Annotated in this window: 11 protein-coding genes and 3 tRNA genes; 10 read left to right on the forward strand and 4 right to left on the reverse strand. The window is 73.4% G+C overall.

Annotated elements, in window-relative coordinates; all coding sequences use genetic code 11:
- Positions 1-23 precede the first annotated feature (23 nt).
- Complete coding sequence (locus ELR47_RS02390) at positions 24-1,289, forward strand: Gfo/Idh/MocA family protein (RefSeq protein ID WP_205745406.1); 1,266 nt, start codon at positions 24-26, stop codon at positions 1,287-1,289.
- A gap of 130 nt (positions 1,290-1,419) precedes the next feature.
- On the opposite strand, the gene ELR47_RS02395 is transcribed toward ELR47_RS02390, so the two are convergent.
- Positions 1,420-4,275 (reverse strand): ABC transporter permease, encoded by a 2,856-nt coding sequence (locus ELR47_RS02395; RefSeq protein WP_130648436.1) that lies wholly within the window; start codon positions 4,273-4,275, stop codon positions 1,420-1,422.
- A complete protein-coding gene (locus ELR47_RS02400) occupies positions 4,272-5,063 on the reverse strand; it encodes an ABC transporter ATP-binding protein (protein WP_130648437.1) in 792 nt (263 codons plus the stop codon). Before ELR47_RS02400 ends, ELR47_RS02395 begins: the two co-directional genes overlap by 4 nt.
- 193 nt (positions 5,064-5,256) lie before the next feature.
- Here ELR47_RS02400 and ELR47_RS02405 point away from each other — a divergent pair.
- The 3 genes from ELR47_RS02405 to ELR47_RS02415 all read left to right on the forward strand — a co-directional run bounded on the left by ELR47_RS02405 (position 5,257) and on the right by ELR47_RS02415 (position 7,892).
- Positions 5,257-5,344: transfer RNA gene (locus ELR47_RS02405), tRNA-Ser, on the forward strand.
- Positions 5,345-5,394: 50 nt separating this feature from the next.
- Positions 5,395-6,576: a GAF domain-containing protein gene (locus tag ELR47_RS02410; RefSeq protein WP_130648438.1), complete on the forward strand. Its 1,182-nt coding sequence runs from the start codon at positions 5,395-5,397 to the stop codon at positions 6,574-6,576.
- Positions 6,573-7,892 carry a GAF domain-containing sensor histidine kinase gene (locus tag ELR47_RS02415; protein ID WP_130648439.1) on the forward strand — a complete coding sequence of 440 codons (1,320 nt, stop codon included), beginning with the start codon at positions 6,573-6,575 and terminating at the stop codon, positions 7,890-7,892. The genes ELR47_RS02410 and ELR47_RS02415 overlap by 4 nt, the downstream gene beginning before the upstream one ends.
- On the opposite strand, the gene ELR47_RS02420 is transcribed toward ELR47_RS02415, so the two are convergent.
- Positions 7,828-8,760 carry a YihY/virulence factor BrkB family protein gene (locus tag ELR47_RS02420; protein WP_130648440.1) on the reverse strand — a complete coding sequence of 311 codons (933 nt, stop codon included), beginning with the start codon at positions 8,758-8,760 and terminating at the stop codon, positions 7,828-7,830. The genes ELR47_RS02415 and ELR47_RS02420 overlap by 65 nt on opposite strands.
- 140 nt (positions 8,761-8,900) lie before the next feature.
- On the opposite strand from ELR47_RS02420, the gene ELR47_RS02425 reads away from it, so the two are divergent.
- The 5 genes from ELR47_RS02425 to ELR47_RS02445 all read left to right on the forward strand — a co-directional run bounded on the left by ELR47_RS02425 (position 8,901) and on the right by ELR47_RS02445 (position 16,046).
- Positions 8,901-8,993, forward strand: a tRNA-Ser gene (locus ELR47_RS02425).
- A 17-nt stretch (positions 8,994-9,010) separates the two neighbouring features.
- Positions 9,011-9,085 (forward strand) — tRNA-Arg (locus tag ELR47_RS02430).
- A 370-nt stretch (positions 9,086-9,455) separates the two neighbouring features.
- Positions 9,456-11,204 carry an LVIVD repeat-containing protein gene (locus tag ELR47_RS02435; RefSeq protein ID WP_165403799.1) on the forward strand — a complete coding sequence of 583 codons (1,749 nt, stop codon included), beginning with the start codon at positions 9,456-9,458 and terminating at the stop codon, positions 11,202-11,204.
- A 392-nt stretch (positions 11,205-11,596) separates the two neighbouring features.
- On the forward strand, positions 11,597-13,435 hold the full coding sequence (locus ELR47_RS02440; protein WP_130648442.1) for a metallophosphoesterase family protein: 1,839 nt from the start codon (positions 11,597-11,599) through the stop codon (positions 13,433-13,435).
- A 286-nt stretch (positions 13,436-13,721) separates the two neighbouring features.
- The gene (locus ELR47_RS02445; protein ID WP_130648443.1) at positions 13,722-16,046 is read left to right on the forward strand and encodes a SpoIID/LytB domain-containing protein; all 2,325 of its coding nucleotides are present in this window, start codon (positions 13,722-13,724) and stop codon (positions 16,044-16,046) included.
- Positions 16,047-16,050: 4 nt separating this feature from the next.
- On the opposite strand, the gene ELR47_RS02450 is transcribed toward ELR47_RS02445, so the two are convergent.
- A complete protein-coding gene (locus ELR47_RS02450; protein WP_165403800.1) occupies positions 16,051-16,647 on the reverse strand; it encodes a TetR/AcrR family transcriptional regulator in 597 nt (198 codons plus the stop codon).
- A gap of 40 nt (positions 16,648-16,687) precedes the next feature.
- Between ELR47_RS02450 and ELR47_RS02455 the strand changes: the two genes are divergently transcribed.
- Positions 16,688-19,159: an efflux RND transporter permease subunit gene (locus tag ELR47_RS02455; protein ID WP_130648445.1), complete on the forward strand. Its 2,472-nt coding sequence runs from the start codon at positions 16,688-16,690 to the stop codon at positions 19,157-19,159.
- Positions 19,160-19,161: the final 2 nt, after the last annotated feature.

Raw genomic sequence — 19,161 nt, forward strand, 5'->3', positions numbered from 1 at the left:
AACGCGAGGGAACGGAGACTGGTGTGAACCAACCGCTCGGAGTCGGGATCGTCGGGAGCGGCTTCATCGGCAACTTCCACGTGCAGAGCTGGGTCGGGGTCCGCGGGGCGGACATCGTCGCGGTGCAGAGCCGCAACGAGGCGACCGCGAAGCAGTTGGCGGAGCGCTGCCGGCAGCTCGGCGTCGGCGACCCGACCACGACCGACGACCTGGTCGAGCTGGTCCGCGACCCGCGGGTGCAGGCGATCTGGGTCACCGCGCCCAACCACGTGCGCGTGGAGATGATCGAGCGGATCTGCGAGGAGGTGGCCTCCGGGCGCGCCGAGTTGGTCGGCATCGCGATCGAGAAGCCGCTGGCGCGCACGCTGGCCGAGGCCCGGCGGGTCGTCGACGCGATCGAGGGCGCCGGGATCCTGGGCGGGTACCTCGAGAACCAGGTGTTCGCCCCCGGGCTGACCCGGTCCAAGGAGATCGTCTGGACGCGCGGTGCCGCGCTGGCGGGGTCGCCCTACCTCGCGCGTGCCAGCGAGGAGCATGCCGGCCCGCACCGCTCGTGGTTCTGGAACGGCACCGAGCAGGGCGGTGGCGTGCTCAGCGACATGATGTGCCACTCGGTCGAGGCCGGCCGGTTCCTGCTCACCCCGCCCGGCGAGGACGCCAACACGTGGCTCACGCCGATCTCGGTCAGCGCCTCGATCGCCGGGCTGAAGTGGACGCGCCCCGCCTACGCCGACCGGCTCGCGGCCGAGTACGACCAGCAGGTCGACTACCGCAACCACCCCTCGGAGGACTACGCCCACGCGGTCGTGCACCTCGAGAACGGCGACGGTGAGCTGGTCGTGATCGAGGCCACCACGTCGTGGAGCTACGTCGGCGCCGGCCTGCGGCTGTCGTTCGAGCTGCTCGGTCCGGAGTACTCCATGCAGGTCAACACGCTCGACACCCCGGCGAAGTTGTTCCTCAGCCGGGAGCTGCAGGGTGAGCAGGGCGAGGACCTCGTCGAGAAGCAGAACGCCGAGCAGGGCCTGATGCCGCTGCTCGAGGACGAGGCCGTCACCTACGGCTACACCGACGAGAACCGGCACATGGTCACGTCGTTCCGCGCCGGCACGACGCCGCGCGAGAACGTGCGCGACGGCCTGGTGATCACCGAGCTGATGATGGCCGCCTACCTCTCCGCCGAGAGCGGCGAGACGATCGAGCTCGACGGCGTCGACCTGTCCGACTTCGTGCCCCAGGTCGCCCAGGGCACCTGGGACCCGCGCACGGCCGGCCGCCGGCGCCGCTGACCTCCCGCTCCCGCCCGACCGGCCGTCCGACGCAGCGGCCGGTCGGGTCCGCCGGCCGGCGCTCCCGTTCGGGGCGCAGCGCCGGTGCCCGTCTCGGAGGCGCCGGCGCTGGGCGTCCGTCGCTGTCCCGTCAGTCGCTGGCACGCAGCGCCACGGCCGGGGCGATGCGCGCCGCGCGGATCGCCGGCCATGCGGTCGCGAGCAGCGCGGCGAGCAGCGGCAGCGTCCCGATCACCAGCAGGCCCGCCCACGGCATGGTGAACGGCACCGTCCCGCCACCGAACGCCTCGGAGCTGGTCAGCACCTGCCGGACGGTCACCAACCCGAGTGCGCCCCCGATCGCGGTGCCCTGGGCGGCGATCAGACCGGCCTCGGTGAGGAACGCGCGGCGGACCAGCGCCGTGCCGAAGCCCATCGCGCGCAGCATGCCGATCTGTTGGCGTCGCTCGCGCACGGCACGGATCATCACCACACCGAGACCGGCGATGCCGACCAGCAGACCCAGTCCGAGGAAGCCCTGCAGCAACTGCAGGAACGCGTTCTCCTGCCGCATCCCCGCGTCGACCAGCGCGGTGAAGCTCTGCGCCTCGACGCCGTTGGCGAGATGGGCGGCGCTCAGCCGGTCGGCGAGGACGTCGGGCGTCACCCCGTCCACGGCGAGGTAGTGGCGTGAGACGACGTCCTGCGCCCCCAGCAGGTCCGCCGTCAACGTCGAGGAGACGAACGCGCCGTTCCACGGGAAGTCGACCGGGCCGACGGCGACGGCGGTCAACGTGCGCGACGGTCCGCCGTGCGGGTCGAGCACCTCGAACCGGTCGCCGACGCCGACGGCCGTGGGCTGTGGCCCTCCGTCCCCCAGGAAGCCGTCGGGAACGATCGCCAGCGTCGGGTCGGCCGCGACGGCCAGCCAGGCGGCCGCGTCGTCGGCGTACGCCGCGTCCCGCTCGGTCAGCTCCGGTCCACCGAACGCGGCCAGGTCGGCGTCCACGCCCGTGACCGTCCATCCCCGGGCCTCGTCGGCGCCGGCCGTCAGGAACTCGGCGTACCCCCGGCGCAGCCCGGCTGCCGCCGTCACCTCCTGGCGCGCGAGCAGGGTGCTGCCGGCGAGCGGGTTGGCGACGTTGGAGTCCAGCAGGACGTCGAAGCCGCCGCCGGCCGCCACCGCGATCTCGCTGCGCTGGGCGTCGAACGCGGCCGTCAGCGAGGCGATGAACGTCATGGTGAAGATCACGAGCGAGAACATCCCGAGCAGGAGCGACGTGCGCACCCGTCGGGCCAGCGGGTAGGCCAGGCCGAGCCGCACCGCCAGTCCGGCGTCGCCCGGTACCAGCCGCGACAACAGCCGCGACCAGACCGTGTCGAGCGTGGCGACCAGCGACACGGCCGCGGTGGTCAGCACGACCCCCTGGACGACGAACACCGGCAGCTCGGCCTGGCGCAGCACGTCGCCGAACAGTGGGAAGACGGCCACCGCCCAGGCCAGGGCGGTCCCGGCGCTCAGCATGCGGGCCGAGCGTTCGGAGAGCAGCCGTCGCAGCAGCGGACCGGCGGCGAACGCCGCGACCGGCACGCCGACGAGCAGCGGGATCGGCTGCTCGCCGACCAGACCCAGCAGGCTGACCGCCCCACCGGCGACGACGCCGACGGCGCCGGCGACGACGCGGCGCACGCCGACCCCGTCGCGTCGCGGCTCGGGCAGGTCCCGGATGGCACGGATGACGTTGAGCCGGCCGATGCGGACGCTGGTGACCCAGATCGTCACCAGCGAGATCGTCAGCCCCAGCAGGCCGCCCAGCGCGAGACTCGACGGCTCGAGCACCAGTCGGAACGCGATGCCCTGGTCGGCGAGGCCGAAGATGCTGCCGGCGAGACGGGCGACGAGCCAGCCGACGCCGACGCCGACCACGGTGCCGGTGAGGGCCGCGGTGATCGCGTACAGCGCCCCTTCGAAGGTGAACGCCTGGCTCAGCCGGCGACGGCTGAACCCGAGTGCCCGCAGCATGCCCAGTTCGGTCTTGCGTTCCTCGGCGAGCATCACGAACAGGTTCACCAGCAGCAGGATGCCGGCCAGCACGCTGAACGAACCGATGGTGGTGAACAGCTCCGCCAGCGACGCGCCCTGGCGCTCGGCGTCGTCGAGCAGGGTGGCCTTGACGCCGTCGACCTCCACGCCGCCGAGGTCCGTGGTCGCCGCGCGCAGCGCGGCCACGGCGCCCGGGGAGCGGTCGCGGGTGTCGAACACCCCGCCGTCGAGGGACACCAGCAGGTGCGGGCGCGGCGGCGCGGCGTCGTCGTCCGCGCCGGCGGCCAGCTCGGTGAGCAGGGCCGGGGCGACGAGCGCGTTGCCGTAGCCGGCCAATCCCACCTCCGGCACGACCTGCGAGACGGTCAGCTCGCGCGTGCCGCCGTAGGCGTGCAGTCGCAGGCGCGCTCCGGCGGCGACCGCGAGGCGGTCGGCGGTGCGTTCGTGCAGCACCACCTCGTTGCGTCCGAGCTCGCCGGCGACGAGGTCGAGTCCGGTGATCGCGGCGTCGCCGCCGAACGACCTGGCGTCGGCGAGCTCGAGTGCCACCAGGTCCGCTCGCGGCAGGGCGCGCGCCTCGACGTCGTCGGTGGCGGGCACCTCGAGGGTGGCGGTCGCCCGGGTGACCGCGAGCAGGCCGTCGATGCCGTCGACGTCGGCGGCCCGGACGGCCGTCGTGACCGCGTCGAGGTCGCCGTCGGCCGGGGTGAGGGTGACGTCGACCGGCCCCAGCTGGGTGCGGGCGACGTCGGCGATGGCGCCGTCGACGACGTCGCCGACGACGAACGACGAGGTGAGCATGGCGGTGCCGAGCAGGGAGCCGGCGACCACGAGCGTGGCCTCGGCGCGACGACGCGCGAGGTTGCGTGCGGCCAGGCGCGGTATCTCGCGGTGGCGTACCGCCGCGACCACCAGCGGCGCGAGCAGGACCAGGACGAGACCGGTGAGGATCGCGAGTGTCATCGGGCCGTCTCCGCGGTGACCGCGGCGAGCACGGCCCGCCGGTCGGCGGCGGGGTCGTCGGTGACGGGGGCGTCGGTGGCGGGGGCGTCGCTCGACGGTGGGCCGTCGGCGACGACCCGGCCGTCGCGCACCTGCACCAGCCGCTGCCCGGACCGACCCAGCCGGTCGTCGTGGGTGACCACGACGAGGGTCTGGCCGGCGGCGTGGACCTCCCGCAGCAGCTCGATCACCTCGCCGGCGGTGGTGCTGTCGAGCGCCCCGGTCGGTTCGTCGGCCCACACGATCGCCGGCTCGGCCACCAGCGCCCGCGCGATGGTGACCCGCTGCTGCTCGCCGCCGGAGAGCTCGCCGGGACGGTGGTCGGCCCGCGCGTCGAGACCGACCCGCGCCAACCGTGCCCGGGCCCGTTCGCGGGCGAGTCGGGCAGGGGTGCCCGTCACCAGCAGCGGCAGCTCGACGTTCTCGACCGCCGAGAGCACCGGGATGAGGTTGAACGACTGGAACACGAAGCCCATCGAGCGGGCGCGGTGGGCGGTGCGTGCGGCGTCGGACATCGCGAACAGGTCGGCGCCGTCGACGTGGACGGTGCCCGCGTCGATGTCGTCGAGCCCGGACAGGCAGTTGAGCAGCGTGGTCTTGCCGTTGCCGGACGGGCCCATGACCATCACGAGCTCCCCGGCGTGGACGTCGAGGTCGACGCCGCGCAGGGCGGCGACCTCGTGGCTGCCGGTCCGGTAGGTCTTGGTGACGCCCGCGGCCGACAGCAGCGGGGTTGGTGAGGCGTGCATGACGAAGTCCTTCGCGTCGGTGGAGACATCGCTCCGGACGCTAAGGACGCGGCGTACCGCTGCCGTCGGGGAGGTCCCCGGACCGCACCCCGGTCGGACCCCGAGACCGGTCTCCGGGCCGACCCTGACCACGAGGGCCCTGTGGCCGTCCACCGTGCCCGTCGCCGCGGCGGGCGGTAGCGTGCCCGGACCTGGAGGGTTGGCAGAGCGGACGAATGCACCGGTCTTGAAAACCGGCGGGCGCCTCGCGCGTCCCGAGGGTTCGAATCCCTCACCCTCCGCCGACACGGGAGCTCGGGCCGGCGGCCCGGCGCCACGTCAGGGGAACGACGTGCTGACGGCAGTCCTGCTGGCCGCCGCGGTGGCCATCGTGGTCCTGGTTCCGCCGCTCGAGCGGCGGCGTCGCACGGCGCTGCGTGGACGTCGTGCCGCCGAACGGCGCGTCGAGCTGCTCGAGACGGCCCGCACCCTGCCGGGCCGTGACCTCGCCGATGCAGCGCGGGTGGCCTGCCGGGGGCTGCGCTCGCTCGGGTTCGACGCCGCGGCGGTCGTCGAGCGCCGCGGGGAGACGATCGTGCCGCTGCACCTCGACGGGTTGCCCGGTGAGGGGACCACGATCCCGGCGGCCGGGAGTCTCGCCGGCCGCTGCATCGCCGAACGCCGCACCCTGGTGGTCGCCGACTACACCAACCAGCCGTTGCGCCGCCCCGAACGGCCCGACGTCGGCTCGGTGGTGCTCACCCCGATCCCCGAAGACGACCGCGCCGCCTGCCTGCTCGCCGTGCGCCGCACCGTCGGTGCCGCCGACGACGAGGACGTCGAGGTGGTCGAGGCGGTCGCCGCCCACCTCGGACACGTGTTCGCGACCGAGGCCACCGTACGGACCCAGCAGCAGCTGCTCGACCGGATGCGGCGCCTGGAGGACATGCGTTCGGGATTCGTGGCCGAGGTGTCCGAGGAGTTGCGCGACCCGCTGACGGTGGTACGCGGCATCGCCCAGACCCTGGCCAGCCGTGGGGAGGACCTGCCCGGCGACCAGCGGGTCGCCCTGCTCGCCGGGCTCGGGCGGCAGGCCACCCAGCTCGGGGACACGATCGACGCCCTGCTCGACTTCTCGCGCTTCCAGGCGGCCCGGCGCGAGCCGGTCCTCGCGCCGGTGCGGTTGCACGAACTGTTGACGCCGCTCGCGGGCGAGCGGTTGGCCTGGGCCCATCCGACCCTGCCGGGCCGTGCCGTACGGGTGGACGCCGAACTGGTCCGCCACGCCCTCGACCTGTTGTTGTCGACCGCACCCGAGCGGGCGCTCGAGGTCACGACGGTCGGACCGGCTGCCGTCGCCGTGGCGGTGTCGGGCCGGCCGCCGAGCCGCGGGGCTCCCGAGGCCCGGGGCATCCCCGAGGGGCTGGCCACGTCGCTGGCTGGTCAGCTCGTCCTGGCCGCCGGGGGACGCCTGCGCTCCGCGGTCGCCCGGTCGGTCGAGCTGCCGCTCGACGGGCAGGACGGTGCGCGGTGATCGAGGAGCTGCTCGCGTACGGAGTCGCGGTGGGCGTCGCAGCGGGACTGGTGACGCTGGCCACGGCACGGTGGGGGCACGAGCGGGCCCGGGTTGCCGCCGAGCGTCGCGCCCAGCTGCTCGTCAGTGTCCTGCGCACCGATCGGCTCGCCACCCAGGACGTGCTGGCCGCGGTCGTCGACGGGCTCAGCGAGGCCGGCTTCGATGCCGTCTCGATCCGCCTGATCGACCATGCGGCCGGGCACCTGCGCTACGTCGCCGGGCGCGGTGTCGCCGGGGAGGTGATCGTCGCCGACATCCCGCTGGGGACGGGCTTCGCCGGCCAGGTGCTGCGGGCAGGACGCCCGCTGGTGCTCGACGACTACGGCTCGACCCCGGGCGTGCTGACGCCGGCGCTCGGGTTCGCCGGGACGATCGGTGTGCCGCTCGGGCCGGCGGCGGCACCCGTGGCGGTCATGCTGGCCGCCCGGTTGGAGGGGACGGTCACCCGGGCGCAGCACCAGGCCGCGCTGTTGTTGGCCGAGCAGGCCGGACGGGCGCTGGACCGGGCGCTGCGCTTCGAGCAGGCCGCGCAGACCGTCGCGCAACTGCGGGTGCTCGACGCCCGCACGCAGGACTTCGTGTCGATCGTCTCCCACGAGCTGCGCACGCCGTTGACGGTCATCCAGGGGCTGGGGCAGACGCTGGCCCAGCGGTGGGACGATCTCGGCGCCGAGCGGCGCGCCGACCTGTCGGGGCGCATCGACGCCAACGGCGAACGCCTGGCCGGCATGGTGCGTTCGCTGCTGGAGAGCTCCGCGCTGGAGGAGGGTCGGCTGGACCTGCGGGTCGAGACGGTGGTGCTCGCGCCGCTGGTCGAGGCGGTGTTGCACCGACTGACCACCGTGACGACGATCCATCCGGTGACGGTGTCGGTGCCGGATCACCTGTCGGTGCGTGCCGACGCCGGACTGCTGGCCCACGTGCTGGAGAACCTGTTCACCAACGTCGCCAAGCACACCCCACCGGGCACCCCGGTCGCACTCGACGCGGTCGAGGAGGGCGAGATGGTCCGGGTCCGGGTCGCCGACCAGGGACCGGGGATCCTTCCCGAGGACCTGCCGCACGTGCTCGAGCGCTTCCACCGGGGTGGCGCCCCCACCCGCCGCACCACCGGCGGACTCGGGTTGGGCCTCGCGCTCGCGAACCAGATCGTCGCGGCCCACGGCGGACGGCTCGAGGCGAGCTCCGTGCCCGGGGAGGGGACGACGTTCACGTTTCGTCTTCCGACCGGCTCTCACCCCCGGGCGGCCACTGGTGTTCGATCTGGGCATTGAGGGTCGCCCCGAACAGCACCGCGAACCCGGTGACCCACAGCCACAGCAGGCCGACGATGGGGCCGGCGAGCGGCCCGTAGGCGCTGTCGCCGTCGACGACCCAGGTGCCGTAGAGCCGTAGCGCCGCACTGCCGAGCAGCCACCCGAGCGTGGCGACCACGGCCCCCGGCAGATCACGCAACCACGAGGTGTGGCCGGGCACGCCGAGGTGGTACAGCAGCGCGATCGCGAGCGCGGCGGTGACCACGGTCGCCGGCCAGTACCCGACCCGCCACACCTCGGCGAGGTTGAGCGCCCCGTCGCCGAGCCAGTCGTCGAGCTGCTCACCGAAGTTCGGGCCGGCGAGCAGCAGGGGCAGCAGCACGATGCCGGCCGCGAGGGCGCCGACGGTCAACGCGAGGCCGAGCAGGCGGGTCTTCCACGCCGGACGGGTTCCCGGACGGTTGTAGACGATGGCCAACAGGTTGAGCACGACCTTCACCGCACGCGAGGCGACCCACAGCGTGGTGAGGAAGCCGAACGACGCCAGCCCGAAGCCGCCCTCCTCGACCAGTCCCTCGAGCAGCGGACGCAGGACCGTCTGCAGCGTGTCGGCGGTGAGCGCGACGCTGGCGACCTCGACCAGCCGGTCCACGAGCGTCTGGCGCCAGTCGTCGGCGATGGCGTCGCCGACGAGCGTGCCGACGGCCAGGACGGTGAACAGCAGGGAGGGCAGCGACAGCACGGTCCAGAACGCGATCTCGGCCGCGAGCCCGGGCAGGCGCTCCCGGCCGGCGCGCTCGGCGGTCGCCACCGCGAAGTCGACCCCGGGCCGCAGACGGCGGGGCGTGGAGTCGAGCAGACGGTGTGACAGGGGATGCATCGGCATCCGGCCTTCGGGAGGGAACCGAGCCTACGGGCGGGCACGCGGCGTCCGGCCGGGCGACGACGGCCGTTCGATGGGCCCGGATCGCGGGATCCGGGATCCGTTGCTATTCTGCGCGAGCCGCACCCGGTTCGCGGGCGCCTGGAGGCTTCGCCTAGTCTGGTCTATGGCGCGGGATTGCTAATCCCGTTGGGTCTTTCAGGCCCTCGAGGGTTCAAATCCCTCAGCCTCCGCCAGGAACAGTTCACAACTTGCGCGGGTAGCTCAGTCCGGATAGAGCACCTGACTACGGATCAGGCGGCCGGGGGTTCGAATCCCTCCCCGCGCGCGACACACGACGGCCCGCCACGAACGTGGCGGGCCGTCGCCGTGTTGGCCGCCGGCGCCGGGACGGTCGTCCGCGAGTCGGGCGCGCCGAGACCGCCTGAACCGCAGCTCGTGAGAGCGCGGTCCGCGGACGCGTGGCCTGGCTGGAGTACGGACCCGTGGCCGGCCGGCCGAACGCCCAGTAGGGTCTAGTCAGGGCGCCTCGGGAGGAGGCGTGCCGGACCGCAGGTGGGGCCCGTCGGTGTACCGGCCGCCCTGGGAGCCCGCGGTCACCGAACTCTGGAGGGAGCACCACGATGGGGAACCGTTCATCGCGCTCGAGCCGCAGGACGCGGGTCCGGCGCTTACTCGGCGTCTTCGCGTCCACGGCGTTGGTCGCCAGTCTGCTGCCGGCCGCCGCACTGGCCGACGTGCCGGGCTCCGGCGAACCGATCACCGACGACCCCCGGGTCGGCCTCGACGCCGGGTTCCTGGACGCCGAGGAGACCTCGCTCGGCATGGACCTGGTCGGACAGTTCCAGAAGCCCGACGGTGGCCTGTTCGACCCGAACAACGTCGGGTCGTTCAGCTGGGCCAACTCGGACCTCACCTTCTTCGACCACTACGCCGTGCAGGGCAACTTCGCCGGGTTCCAGATCTTCGACCTCTCGGACCCCTCGTCGCCGGCACTGGTGACCGAGGTGCTGTGCCCGGGGGGGCAGGGTGACCCGAGCGTCCACGGGGACCTGTTGTTCTTCTCCGTCGAGCAGACCCGCGCCCGCTACGACTGCGGCACGCAGGGGACCAGCGGCAACAACGACCCGGACATGTTCGTCGGCGTACGCATCTTCGACATCTCCGACGTCCGCAACCCGGAGCAGGTCGCGACCGTCCGTACCTGCCGTGGGTCGCACACCCACCGCGTCGTCGAGGACGTCAACGACCCGTCGACGGTGTACGTCTACAACTCGGGCTACAACTCGCCGATGCAGACGCGCATCGGCTGCGTGGACACCGGTCCGAGCGCAGAGCCGATCTTCGAGTCCGGCCGCTACCAGATCGAGGTCATCGAGGTGCCCCTCGACGCCCCCGAGCAGGCCGAGGTCGTCAACGAGGCGCGCCTGTTCATGGACGAGGAGACCGGCGCACTCAACGGCCTGCTCAACGAGCCGAACATGCACCCGTCGGGCACCCAGCGCAACCGCAACACCAACGGCTGCCACGACATCACCGCCTACCCGGAGCTCGGCCTGGCCGCCGGCGCCTGCATGGGCAACGGCCTGCTGATCGACATCTCGGACCCGGCGAACCCCGAGCGCATCACCTACGTGCAGGACGACAACTTCTCGTTCTGGCACTCGGCGAACTTCAAGAACGACGGCTCGGCCGTGATGTTCACCGACGAGTGGGGTGGCGGCTCCGGCGCACGTTGCCGGGCCACCGACCGGCTCGAGTGGGGCGCCAACGCGATCTACGACATCGTCGACACGCCGCAGGGCAAGCGACTCGAGTTCGCGAGCTACTACAAGATGCCGGCCGTGCAGACCGGCACGGAGAACTGCGTCGCCCACCAGGCCAACATCGTGCCCGTCCCGGGTCGCGACATCATGATGCAGGCGTGGTACCAGGGCGGTCTGTCGATGTTCGACTGGACCGACACCGCCAACCCGCGGGAGATCGGCTACTTCGACCGCGGTCCGATCTTCGAGAACCAGCTCACGCTGGGCGGCTACTGGTCCGGGTACTGGTACAACGGCCAGGTCTACGGTTCGGAGATCGCCCGTGGGTTCGACGTGTTCGACCTCACCCCGACCGACGAGCTGACCGCGAACGAGATCGCCGCGGCCAACGAGGTGGTCTACGACCAGCACATGCCGATGATGCAGACCACGGTCTCGTGGCGGCCGAGCTTCAACGTGACGCGGGCCTACAACGACCAGGCGCTGCGTTCCGGAGCGCTCGACCGTTCGACCTGGGAGCGCGTCGATCGTTTCGTGGATCGCGCGGAGCAGTTCTCCTCGGGTCCGCAGCGGCGTGCCGCGGTCTCGACCCTGACCGCGCTCGCCGGTCAGCTGGAGCGGACCGAGGGTGCGGAGCAGGTCGCGAAGTCGCTGCGCGAACTGCTGGCGACGCTCGGCTGACGCCGCAACGACTGCTCGCCTGACGAGCGGCACACACGGAGGGGGCGCCTGCGGGCGCCCCCTCCCGCGTGGACACCCGCCGACTTCCGGAGGGGCGGAGCGCGGGTCCGCTGACGGAGGCGACGCGGTGTGCGTCGGCTCAGCGGCGCCGCTCGACGTCCGACGTGGCGGCCAGTCCTCGAGTGCCCACACGGCGGCGTCGATCCTGCTGCGTGTCCGTAGCGTCCAGGCGAGCCACGGCGCGGGACACGAGCGTAGAGCGACGGGGTCGTCGTCACCGAGGTGTCACCCGCTGCTCATCGGACGGCAGGGCCGCCGTCGCCTGCCCGGACGAGGCTGCGCGCCACGCCGGACGCGACCGCGTCCACCGATGCCTCGAGGAGGACGCCATCATGCGTCGAGTACTCGCCGTGGCCGCGCTGTTCGCGCTGGCCACAGCACCGACCGCGGCCGCGGCCCCGGACGCCGCCGCGGCCCCCGCGACCGACCTGCGGGTCGAGCCGTACCTGCAGAACCCGTCCGGGGACGGCATGACCGTCACCTGGTTCAGCACCTCGGCCACACCGGGTGAGCTGACCGTGCGCGGACCGGGGCTCGGCCGTGGCCAGGTCCACCGCACGACCCCGCAGCGGCAACCCGCACTCGACTACACCGAGGCCGAACGTCAGCAGCAGATCGCCGGGCTGCCGCAGGGATCCTGGCTGCATCCGGGTCGCAACCACAAGCACGCCGTCGACGTCACCGGCCTGCGCCCCGACACGCGCTACGTCTACACCGTGCGCCAGGGCGGCGAGGTCTTCACCGACGTGTTCCAGACCGCCCCGTCCGTCGACGGCTGGCGGCGGATCCGCTTCGTCGCGATGGCCGATGCGGAGACCGAGCCCCTCGGTCGGGTCAACCGTCGCGAGTGGGCACCCGGGTCGCTCGCCCCGGGCAGCCGGCCCCGCCCGTCGGCCGAGAGCAGCGACGCGAGCCCGTGGGCGGCGAGCTTCGGCACGACCACGCTGTCGCAGGTGCCGGTGTTGCGCTACGCACTGACCGAGGACGAGGGCTACCGCCGCAACCTCGACGTCGTCGAGTCGCGCCGCCCGGACTTCGTGATGATGCCCGGTGACCTCGTGCAGGGTGGCGGCTACCAGCCCGGCTGGGACGAGTTCTTCCGCCAGAACGCGGGCGAGCTCGGCAACGTGCTCTCGAGCCGGCCGATCGTGCCGGCGATCGGCAACTGGGAGAACTTCGGTGCGCTCAACGGCGGCTACGGCACGCCGGCCGACCGCAGCCCCGTGGTCCGGGCACGGGCGAAGTACCACGCCTACTTCGACCCGCCGGCGAACGACACCCCGGCGCACGCCGGCAACTACCACCGCATCGACTACGGCCCCGTCACCCTGATCACGCTCGACAGCTCCAACGGCGAGCCCGACGAGCGCCGCACCGACGTGCCGGCCGACCAGCGGGCCACCGGCCGCGAGTACCGCGGCCCGGGCACCGACACGCAGGACAACGTCACCCGCGCCGAGTACGAGGCCGCCGGCGGCACCGACCTGGCCGACCTCAACCCGGGCAGCCCGCAGTGGCAGTGGGCGGAGCGCGAGCTCGCCGACGCCCGCGCCGCGGGCCAGATCGTGTTCGTGCAGTTCCACCACGCGCCGTTCAGCAGCGGCGAACACGGCCTGCCGATGTACCACGCGCTCAGCTCCGGCCAGGGCGGCACGCCGATGCGTCAGTACCACGAGCTGTTCGAACGCCACGGCGTCACGGCCGTGCTCTCGGGCCACAGCGAGATGTTCGAGCGCTCGTTCGTGGACACCGACGGCGATGGTGTCGGGGTGCACTACTACGACGTCGGTGTGGCGGGAGACGGGCTGCGCGGCGAGCGTCGGAACGGCCCCTCGCTGCACGACCCGCTGCTGCGCTACAACCCGTACCGCCAGTGGACCGCCGACCAGGACGAGCCCGAGGTGTGGCAGGACGTCGACGGCGTCCGACAGCTCGTCGCCGGCGGCAAGCACTACGGGCACCTCGAGGTCGACGTCGAGCGACTCGCTCCGCACCGCGGTCGCGGCAACGGTCCCGCGAAGGGCGGTGCGGTGGCGAAGGTCACCTTCCGTCCGGTGCACGTCTTCCCCGTGCTCGACGCCGACTACGAGCTCGTGCGCGCCGAGCGTCGGGTCTACGACGACCAGGTCGTGGTGCACCTCGACGCCGACGGGCGGGTCGTCACGGGCTGACGACGTGGCACGTACGCACGCGACGAGGCGTGCGTGACCGCGGCAGCTGCGCGGCGCCCCGCCGGACGGCGGGGCGCCGTGGTCGGTCTGCCGCCGGAGCCGACGCGTCGGCGCCCGGCAGCCGGGCGGGTCGTGGTCCACAGCGACGCGACGCGCGTCGTCGTGCGTCCAGGCGCGCGGGTCGGCCCGGATCCGTCAGGTCCGGCCGGGACGTGCCGATCACGCTGGACGGCCACCTCGCGCGGTCGTCCTTCCGGACGGCGGCGCCGACCCGTCGAGGGCTGCCATGTCCGGGATCCGCGCGTTCGCCCTGCTGCTGACGGTCGCGGTCGCGCTCGCCGGTGTCCCGACCGCGCCGGCCGTCGCCTCGTCGGCGCCGACGTCGGCGTGCCCGCCCGCCGCCGGTGGGGTGCTGCCGCCGCTGCCGTCCCCGTCCCCGACCGACGGCGTCGTGGTCCGCGGTCGTGGCTGGGGACACGGGGTCGGCATGAGCCAGTACGGCGCGCGCGGCGCCGCGACGCTGGGCTGCACCCACCGGGAGATCCTGGCCACCTACTACCCGGGGACGACGCTCGACACGGTCGCGCTCCCGGCGACGGTGCGGGTGTCGTTGGCGACCGCCGCGACACGGGTGCCGGTCGCCGCCCTCGAAGCCGCGCTGACGTGGACCGTTCGCGACGCCTCGGGCGCCCAGGTGGCCGTGGCGACCCAACCGGCAGGCCGGACCTGGACCGCCGTGGCGGCCGCCGGTGGCGGCGTGTCGCTGTTCGACGGGACCACGGTCGTCTTCGGTGGTCCTGCGGTCAGGCTCCAGGCCGACGTGACGGACCGGACCACCCGGGTCGATGCCGGAGGCCGCAACCTGCGTTACCGGCGCGGGCTGCTGGAGTTGACCGGGCGGACCGACACGACCGGCATGCACGTCGTGTTGCAACTGCCGTTCGACGACTACCTCTACGGTCTGGCCGAGATGCCGGCCTCCTGGCCGGCCGAGGCGCTCAAGGCGCAGGCGGTCGCCGGCCGGACCTACGCGCTCGAGAAGGCGTTGCAGCACCGCGGCGCCCGCGCCGGCTGCGCATGCGACGTGTACGCGACGACGGCGGACCAGAACTACACCGGCTACGAGAAGGAGTCGGAGGGCACCACCGGCCAGTGGGGGGCCCGTTGGGTCGCCGCGGTCGACGCGACCCGGGGTGCCACCGCCGGCTCGGCGCAGGTGCTGCGGCTCGGCACGGCCCCGATCTCCGCCTTCTACTCGTCGTCGACCGGCGGGACAGGCACCTCGTACCAGTTCTGGGCCGGCCGGCAGATCGGCTACCTGCCGGCCGTCGACGACTCCCGGTGGGAACAGGCGGGGGCGAACCCGTACGCGGCCTGGGCCACGGTGATCGACCGGTCGGTGTTCGGCACCCGCTTCGGTGTCGGGACGGTGACCGCCGTGACCGTCAACGAGCCGGCCGGCCCCGGCGGGCGGGTCGGTGACCCACGCCACGGCTTCGGCGGGGTGACCGTCACCGGGACCAGCGGGCGCGTCACCGTCTCCGGTGACCGGTTCCGCTCCGTACTGGGCGATCTCGGCGTCCGCTCGACCGTCTTCGCGACTTCGGTCACGCGCGCCTCGCCGACGCCGACGCCCACGCCCACGCCGATCCCCGCGCCGACCCCGGTGCCCGCTCCCGCGCCGACGCCCGCACCGGCGCCGACCCCGACCCCGGCGCCCGCTCCCGCGCCGACGCCGGCTCCCGCGCCGGCCCCGACGCCGACGCTCGCGCCGGCCCCGACGCCCGCACCGCCCGCACCGCCGGCGCCGACGCCCGCACCGCCGGCGCCGACGCCCGCACCGCCGGCGCCGACGCCCGCACCGCCGGCGCCGACGCCCGCACCGCCGGCGCCGACGCCGGCGCCCCGGCCGACCGCCGCACAGGCCACCCCGGTCGTCGGGGACTTCAACGGCGACGGGCGCAGTCAGGTCGGCTGGTACGCCGCCGGCTGGTGGTACCTGCCGACGGGTGCGAACGGCGCCACGGTCGCGTTCGGCTTCGGGCGGGCGGGTGACGTCCCGGTCGTGGGGGACTTCGACGGCAACGGGCGTGACGGGATCGGCGTCTTCCGGGGCGGGAACTGGCAGTTGCGCCAGACCGCCACCCCGGGCGCGGCCGAGCTCACCTTCGCCTTCGGGCGCGCCGGTGACGTCCCGGTCGTGGGGGACTTCGACGGCAACGGGCGTGACGGGATCGGTGTCTTCCGGGGCGGGAGTTGGCAGTTGCGCCAGACCGCCACCCCGGGGATCGCGCAGGTGACGTTCACCTACGGCACCCGGAAGGGGGACCGGCCGGTGGTTGGCAACTGGACCGCCAGGGGGGCCGACGGGATCGGAGTCGTCCGCGGCACCCGCTGGCTGCTGCGCGACACGCCCACGCCCGGTGCTGCCACCCGGGCGTTCAGCTACGGCGCGTCCGGTGACCGTGTCCTGGTCGGGGACTTCGACCGAGACCGCCGCGACACGCCGCTGGTGGTCCGCGGCGAACGCTGGCTGATCACCCGCCACCTGCCGGCGCGCCCGGCCGATCTCACCATCGTCTACGGCCCGACCTCGCCGCGGCCCCGCTGACCGGTCAGGTCGCCGGCCGCAGCGCCCGCAGCAACAGGCGGGTGCTGCGGGCGGCGACCTCGTGCGGATCGAGCTGGCCGCGGGCGACCGCGACCCGGTAGCCGTTGATGGTCGCCACCACGAACTCGGCCAGCTCCGCCACCGACCCGCCACCGAAGCTGCCGTCGTCGAGCCCGTCGGACAGGATCTTCGTCAGGGCGTCGCGCATCGGGCGCAGGTGTTCGACGAGCTCGCGCTGCTTGGCCTCGTCGAGCAGCCCCATCGGGTCGTGCCCGCGCAGCGGGCCGCTGGCGAAGCCGACGAACGCCGCCGCGACGTAGGTCGTCAGCTGCTCGACCGGGGACCCGGCGGCGCTCAACGCGGCGTCGAGGTGTCGCGCGGCCACCTCGAGGTCCCGGCGCGCATGGGCGACCAGCAGGTCCTGGCGGTCGCGTACGTAGTTGTAGACCGCGCTGCGTGCGAGGCCGGCCTGCTGGGCCACCGCGGCCAGCGTCACGTGCGCGTAGCCGTGCGCCTCGACCTGCTCTCCGAACGCGTCCAGCAGCCGGTCGAGCACCAACGACCGGTGTTCGACCAGGTTCTCGGCCCAGAGCGACGGCATCCGCCGATGGTAGCTTCTCCGAAGTACACGACGTCGTGTCGTGAAACCCGGAGGTCCTTCCATCACCGCCCTTCGCTCGGCCGTTCCTCGCCGCCCCGTCCTCGTCCTGCTGCTCACCGTGCTCGTCACCGGCGTGCTGGGTGCCTTCGCCAGCCAGTCGGTCGTCGAGGACGGCGTCGCGGTCGAGAACGAGTACAGCGAGGCCCTCGACGTCCTCGACGAGACCTTCGGCGACCCCCAGTCGGTCCTGCAGGTGGTGGTCCGCACCCGCGACGGCGACGACGTGCGCTCGGCCGACGCACTGGCGGTGACCCGGGCGCTGCGCGAGGCCGTCGAGGGATCCGACGTCGCCGACACGCTGGCCGAGGAACCCGGACGGCCACCGATCCTGAGCTTCCTCACGCCGGCCGAACAGGCACTCGCGCAGCAGGAGCGTGACCCCGACGGCCTGGACGACGGTGAGGTCCGTGACCTGCTCGCGCAGGCGGCCGAGCAGCTCCCCGACGAGGTCGTCGCCCTGACCGAGGAGCTGCTGGCCGAAGGGGATCCGCCCGGGGCCGGCCTGGTGCTGGTGTTCCAGGACACGCGCGACCTCGACGAGGACGAGGTCGTCGCGCGTCAGGCCGAGCTCGTCGAGGTGATCGAGCAGGTCGAGGTCCCCGCCACCCTCGAGGTGGCGCCGTTGTCGCTCGCGCTGTTGCTCGACGACAACGACATCGGCCCGGAGATCGGTCGGTTGTTCGGTACCGCGCTCGGGATCATCCTGCTGGTGCTCGCACTGGTGTACTGGAGCCGGCCCGGCCGCAGCGGCCGCGGCACGATGCTGCGACGCACGCTGGCCGACGTCGGGCTGACGCTGGTCACGATCCTGTTCGCCGTGGTCTGGATGCAGGGCCTCGGTGTGCTGCTCGGTCCCGACCACGCCGGGCTGATCGGCTACTTCGACTCGCAGACGCAGATCGTGCCGATCCTGGTCGTGGCGCTCGGCGTCGACTTCGCCATCCACCTGTTGGCCCGCTACCGCACCGAGGCCGGCGTGTCGGGTGATCCGGGGCGTGGCTACGTCGTCACGTTCGCCACCGTCGGTGTCGCGCTGCTGCTCGACAGCACCACCACCGCGATCGGGTTTCTCACCAACCTGTTCAGCCCGGTCGACTTCCTGGCCACCCTCGGGGTGCTCGCGGCCAGCGGCATCCTCGCCGCGTTCGTGCTGACCATGACGTTCCTGCCCGCGGCCCGCATCCTGCTCGACCGGCGTGCGGTCGCGCGCGACCGGCTGCCGACCGACGCGCTGAGCGCATCGGGCAGCGCCACGATCCCGCGGCTGATGGGGCGCACCGTCTGGCTCGCCGACCGGGCGCCGGTGCCCACGCTGCTGGTCACCCTCGCCCTGACCGGGGTCGGGGTGTACGGGTTCACCCAGCTCGACAGCCGGTTCGAGCTGACCGACTTCGTCCCGCAGGACGAGCCGCAGCTGGAGGTGTTCGCCTTCGTCGAGGAGGCTTTCGGCGGCGGCTTCGGGCAGCAGACCGAGGTGCTGCTGACCGGGGAGCTGGCCACCCCGCAGGCCCTCGACGCGCTGGTCGCCTCCCTGGATCGCGCCGGCCAGGTCGACGGCGTACGGACCGTCGCCGGTGCACCCGACGCGACCTCGGTCGTCTCGGTCCTCGACGACGCGTTGGCGACCGAGGAACTCGCCGGTGCGCTCGGCGAGCTCGGCGTCACCGAGGGGCCCGAGGTCGCCGACGACGCCGACGTCGACGCCGTCTACGAGCTGCTGCTCGAGGCGCCCGGCGGGGAGCAGGTGCTCGCCGAGGTGGCCGACGGATGGCGGTCCCGGGTCGAGCTGCGCACCTCGGTCGAGCAGGCCGAGGCGCTGACGTTGCGCAACGACCTGCTCGAGGCGTTCGACCCGGCGACCGACGCCGGCGTCGAGGTGTTCCCGACCTCGCAGGAGCTGGTGCAGGCCAGCGTCGCCGACGAGATCGAGGCGGCGCAGCTGGTCTCCATCCTGGTGGCGCTGGCGGCCGTGATGCTGCTGCTCGCGGTGTTCTACGGCTGGCGCCGACGGCAACCGCTGATCGGCGTGCTCACCGTGCTCCCGATCGGCTTCGTGCTCGCCGCCACCTTCGGGATGATGGCCGCGACCGACATTCCGCTCAACCCGGTGACCGCCACGCTGGCCGCGCTTTCGATCGGTATCGGCGTCCCGTTCACCATCCACGTCGCCAACCGCTTCCTGGAGGAGCGCGACCGGGCCGACGGTGACGGGCGCGACGGGGGTGACGGGATCGAGGCGCTGCGGCGCGCCGTCGGGGAGACCGGCGGGGCGGTGGTCGGCTCGGCGCTGACGACCGCGATCGGGTTCGGGGTGCTGACCACCTCCACCCTGCTGCCGTTCGAACAGCTCGGGTACGTGATCGTGTACGCGATCGTGCTGTCCGGCATCGCCGCGACGCTGGTCCTGCCCTCGTTGCTGGCCCTGTGGGACCGGCGACAGCGGGCCGGGTGAGG

It is taken from the genome of Egicoccus halophilus (genome assembly GCF_004300825.1).
Lineage (GTDB): Bacteria > Actinomycetota > Nitriliruptoria > Nitriliruptorales > Nitriliruptoraceae > Egicoccus > Egicoccus halophilus.

Coding starts and splice junctions, on each gene's coding strand:
- ELR47_RS02395 (WP_130648436.1), bottom strand. CDS start 4,275: ATGACACTCGCGATCCTCACCGGTCTCGTCCTGGTCCTGCTCGCGCCG.
- ELR47_RS02400 (WP_130648437.1), bottom strand. CDS start 5,063: ATGCACGCCTCACCAACCCCGCTGCTGTCGGCCGCGGGCGTCACCAAG.
- ELR47_RS02420 (WP_130648440.1), bottom strand. CDS start 8,760: ATGCCGATGCATCCCCTGTCACACCGTCTGCTCGACTCCACGCCCCGC.
- ELR47_RS02440 (WP_130648442.1), top strand. CDS start 11,597: ATGCGTCGAGTACTCGCCGTGGCCGCGCTGTTCGCGCTGGCCACAGCA.
- ELR47_RS02445 (WP_130648443.1), top strand. CDS start 13,722: ATGTCCGGGATCCGCGCGTTCGCCCTGCTGCTGACGGTCGCGGTCGCG.
- ELR47_RS02450 (WP_165403800.1), bottom strand. CDS start 16,647: ATGCCGTCGCTCTGGGCCGAGAACCTGGTCGAACACCGGTCGTTGGTG.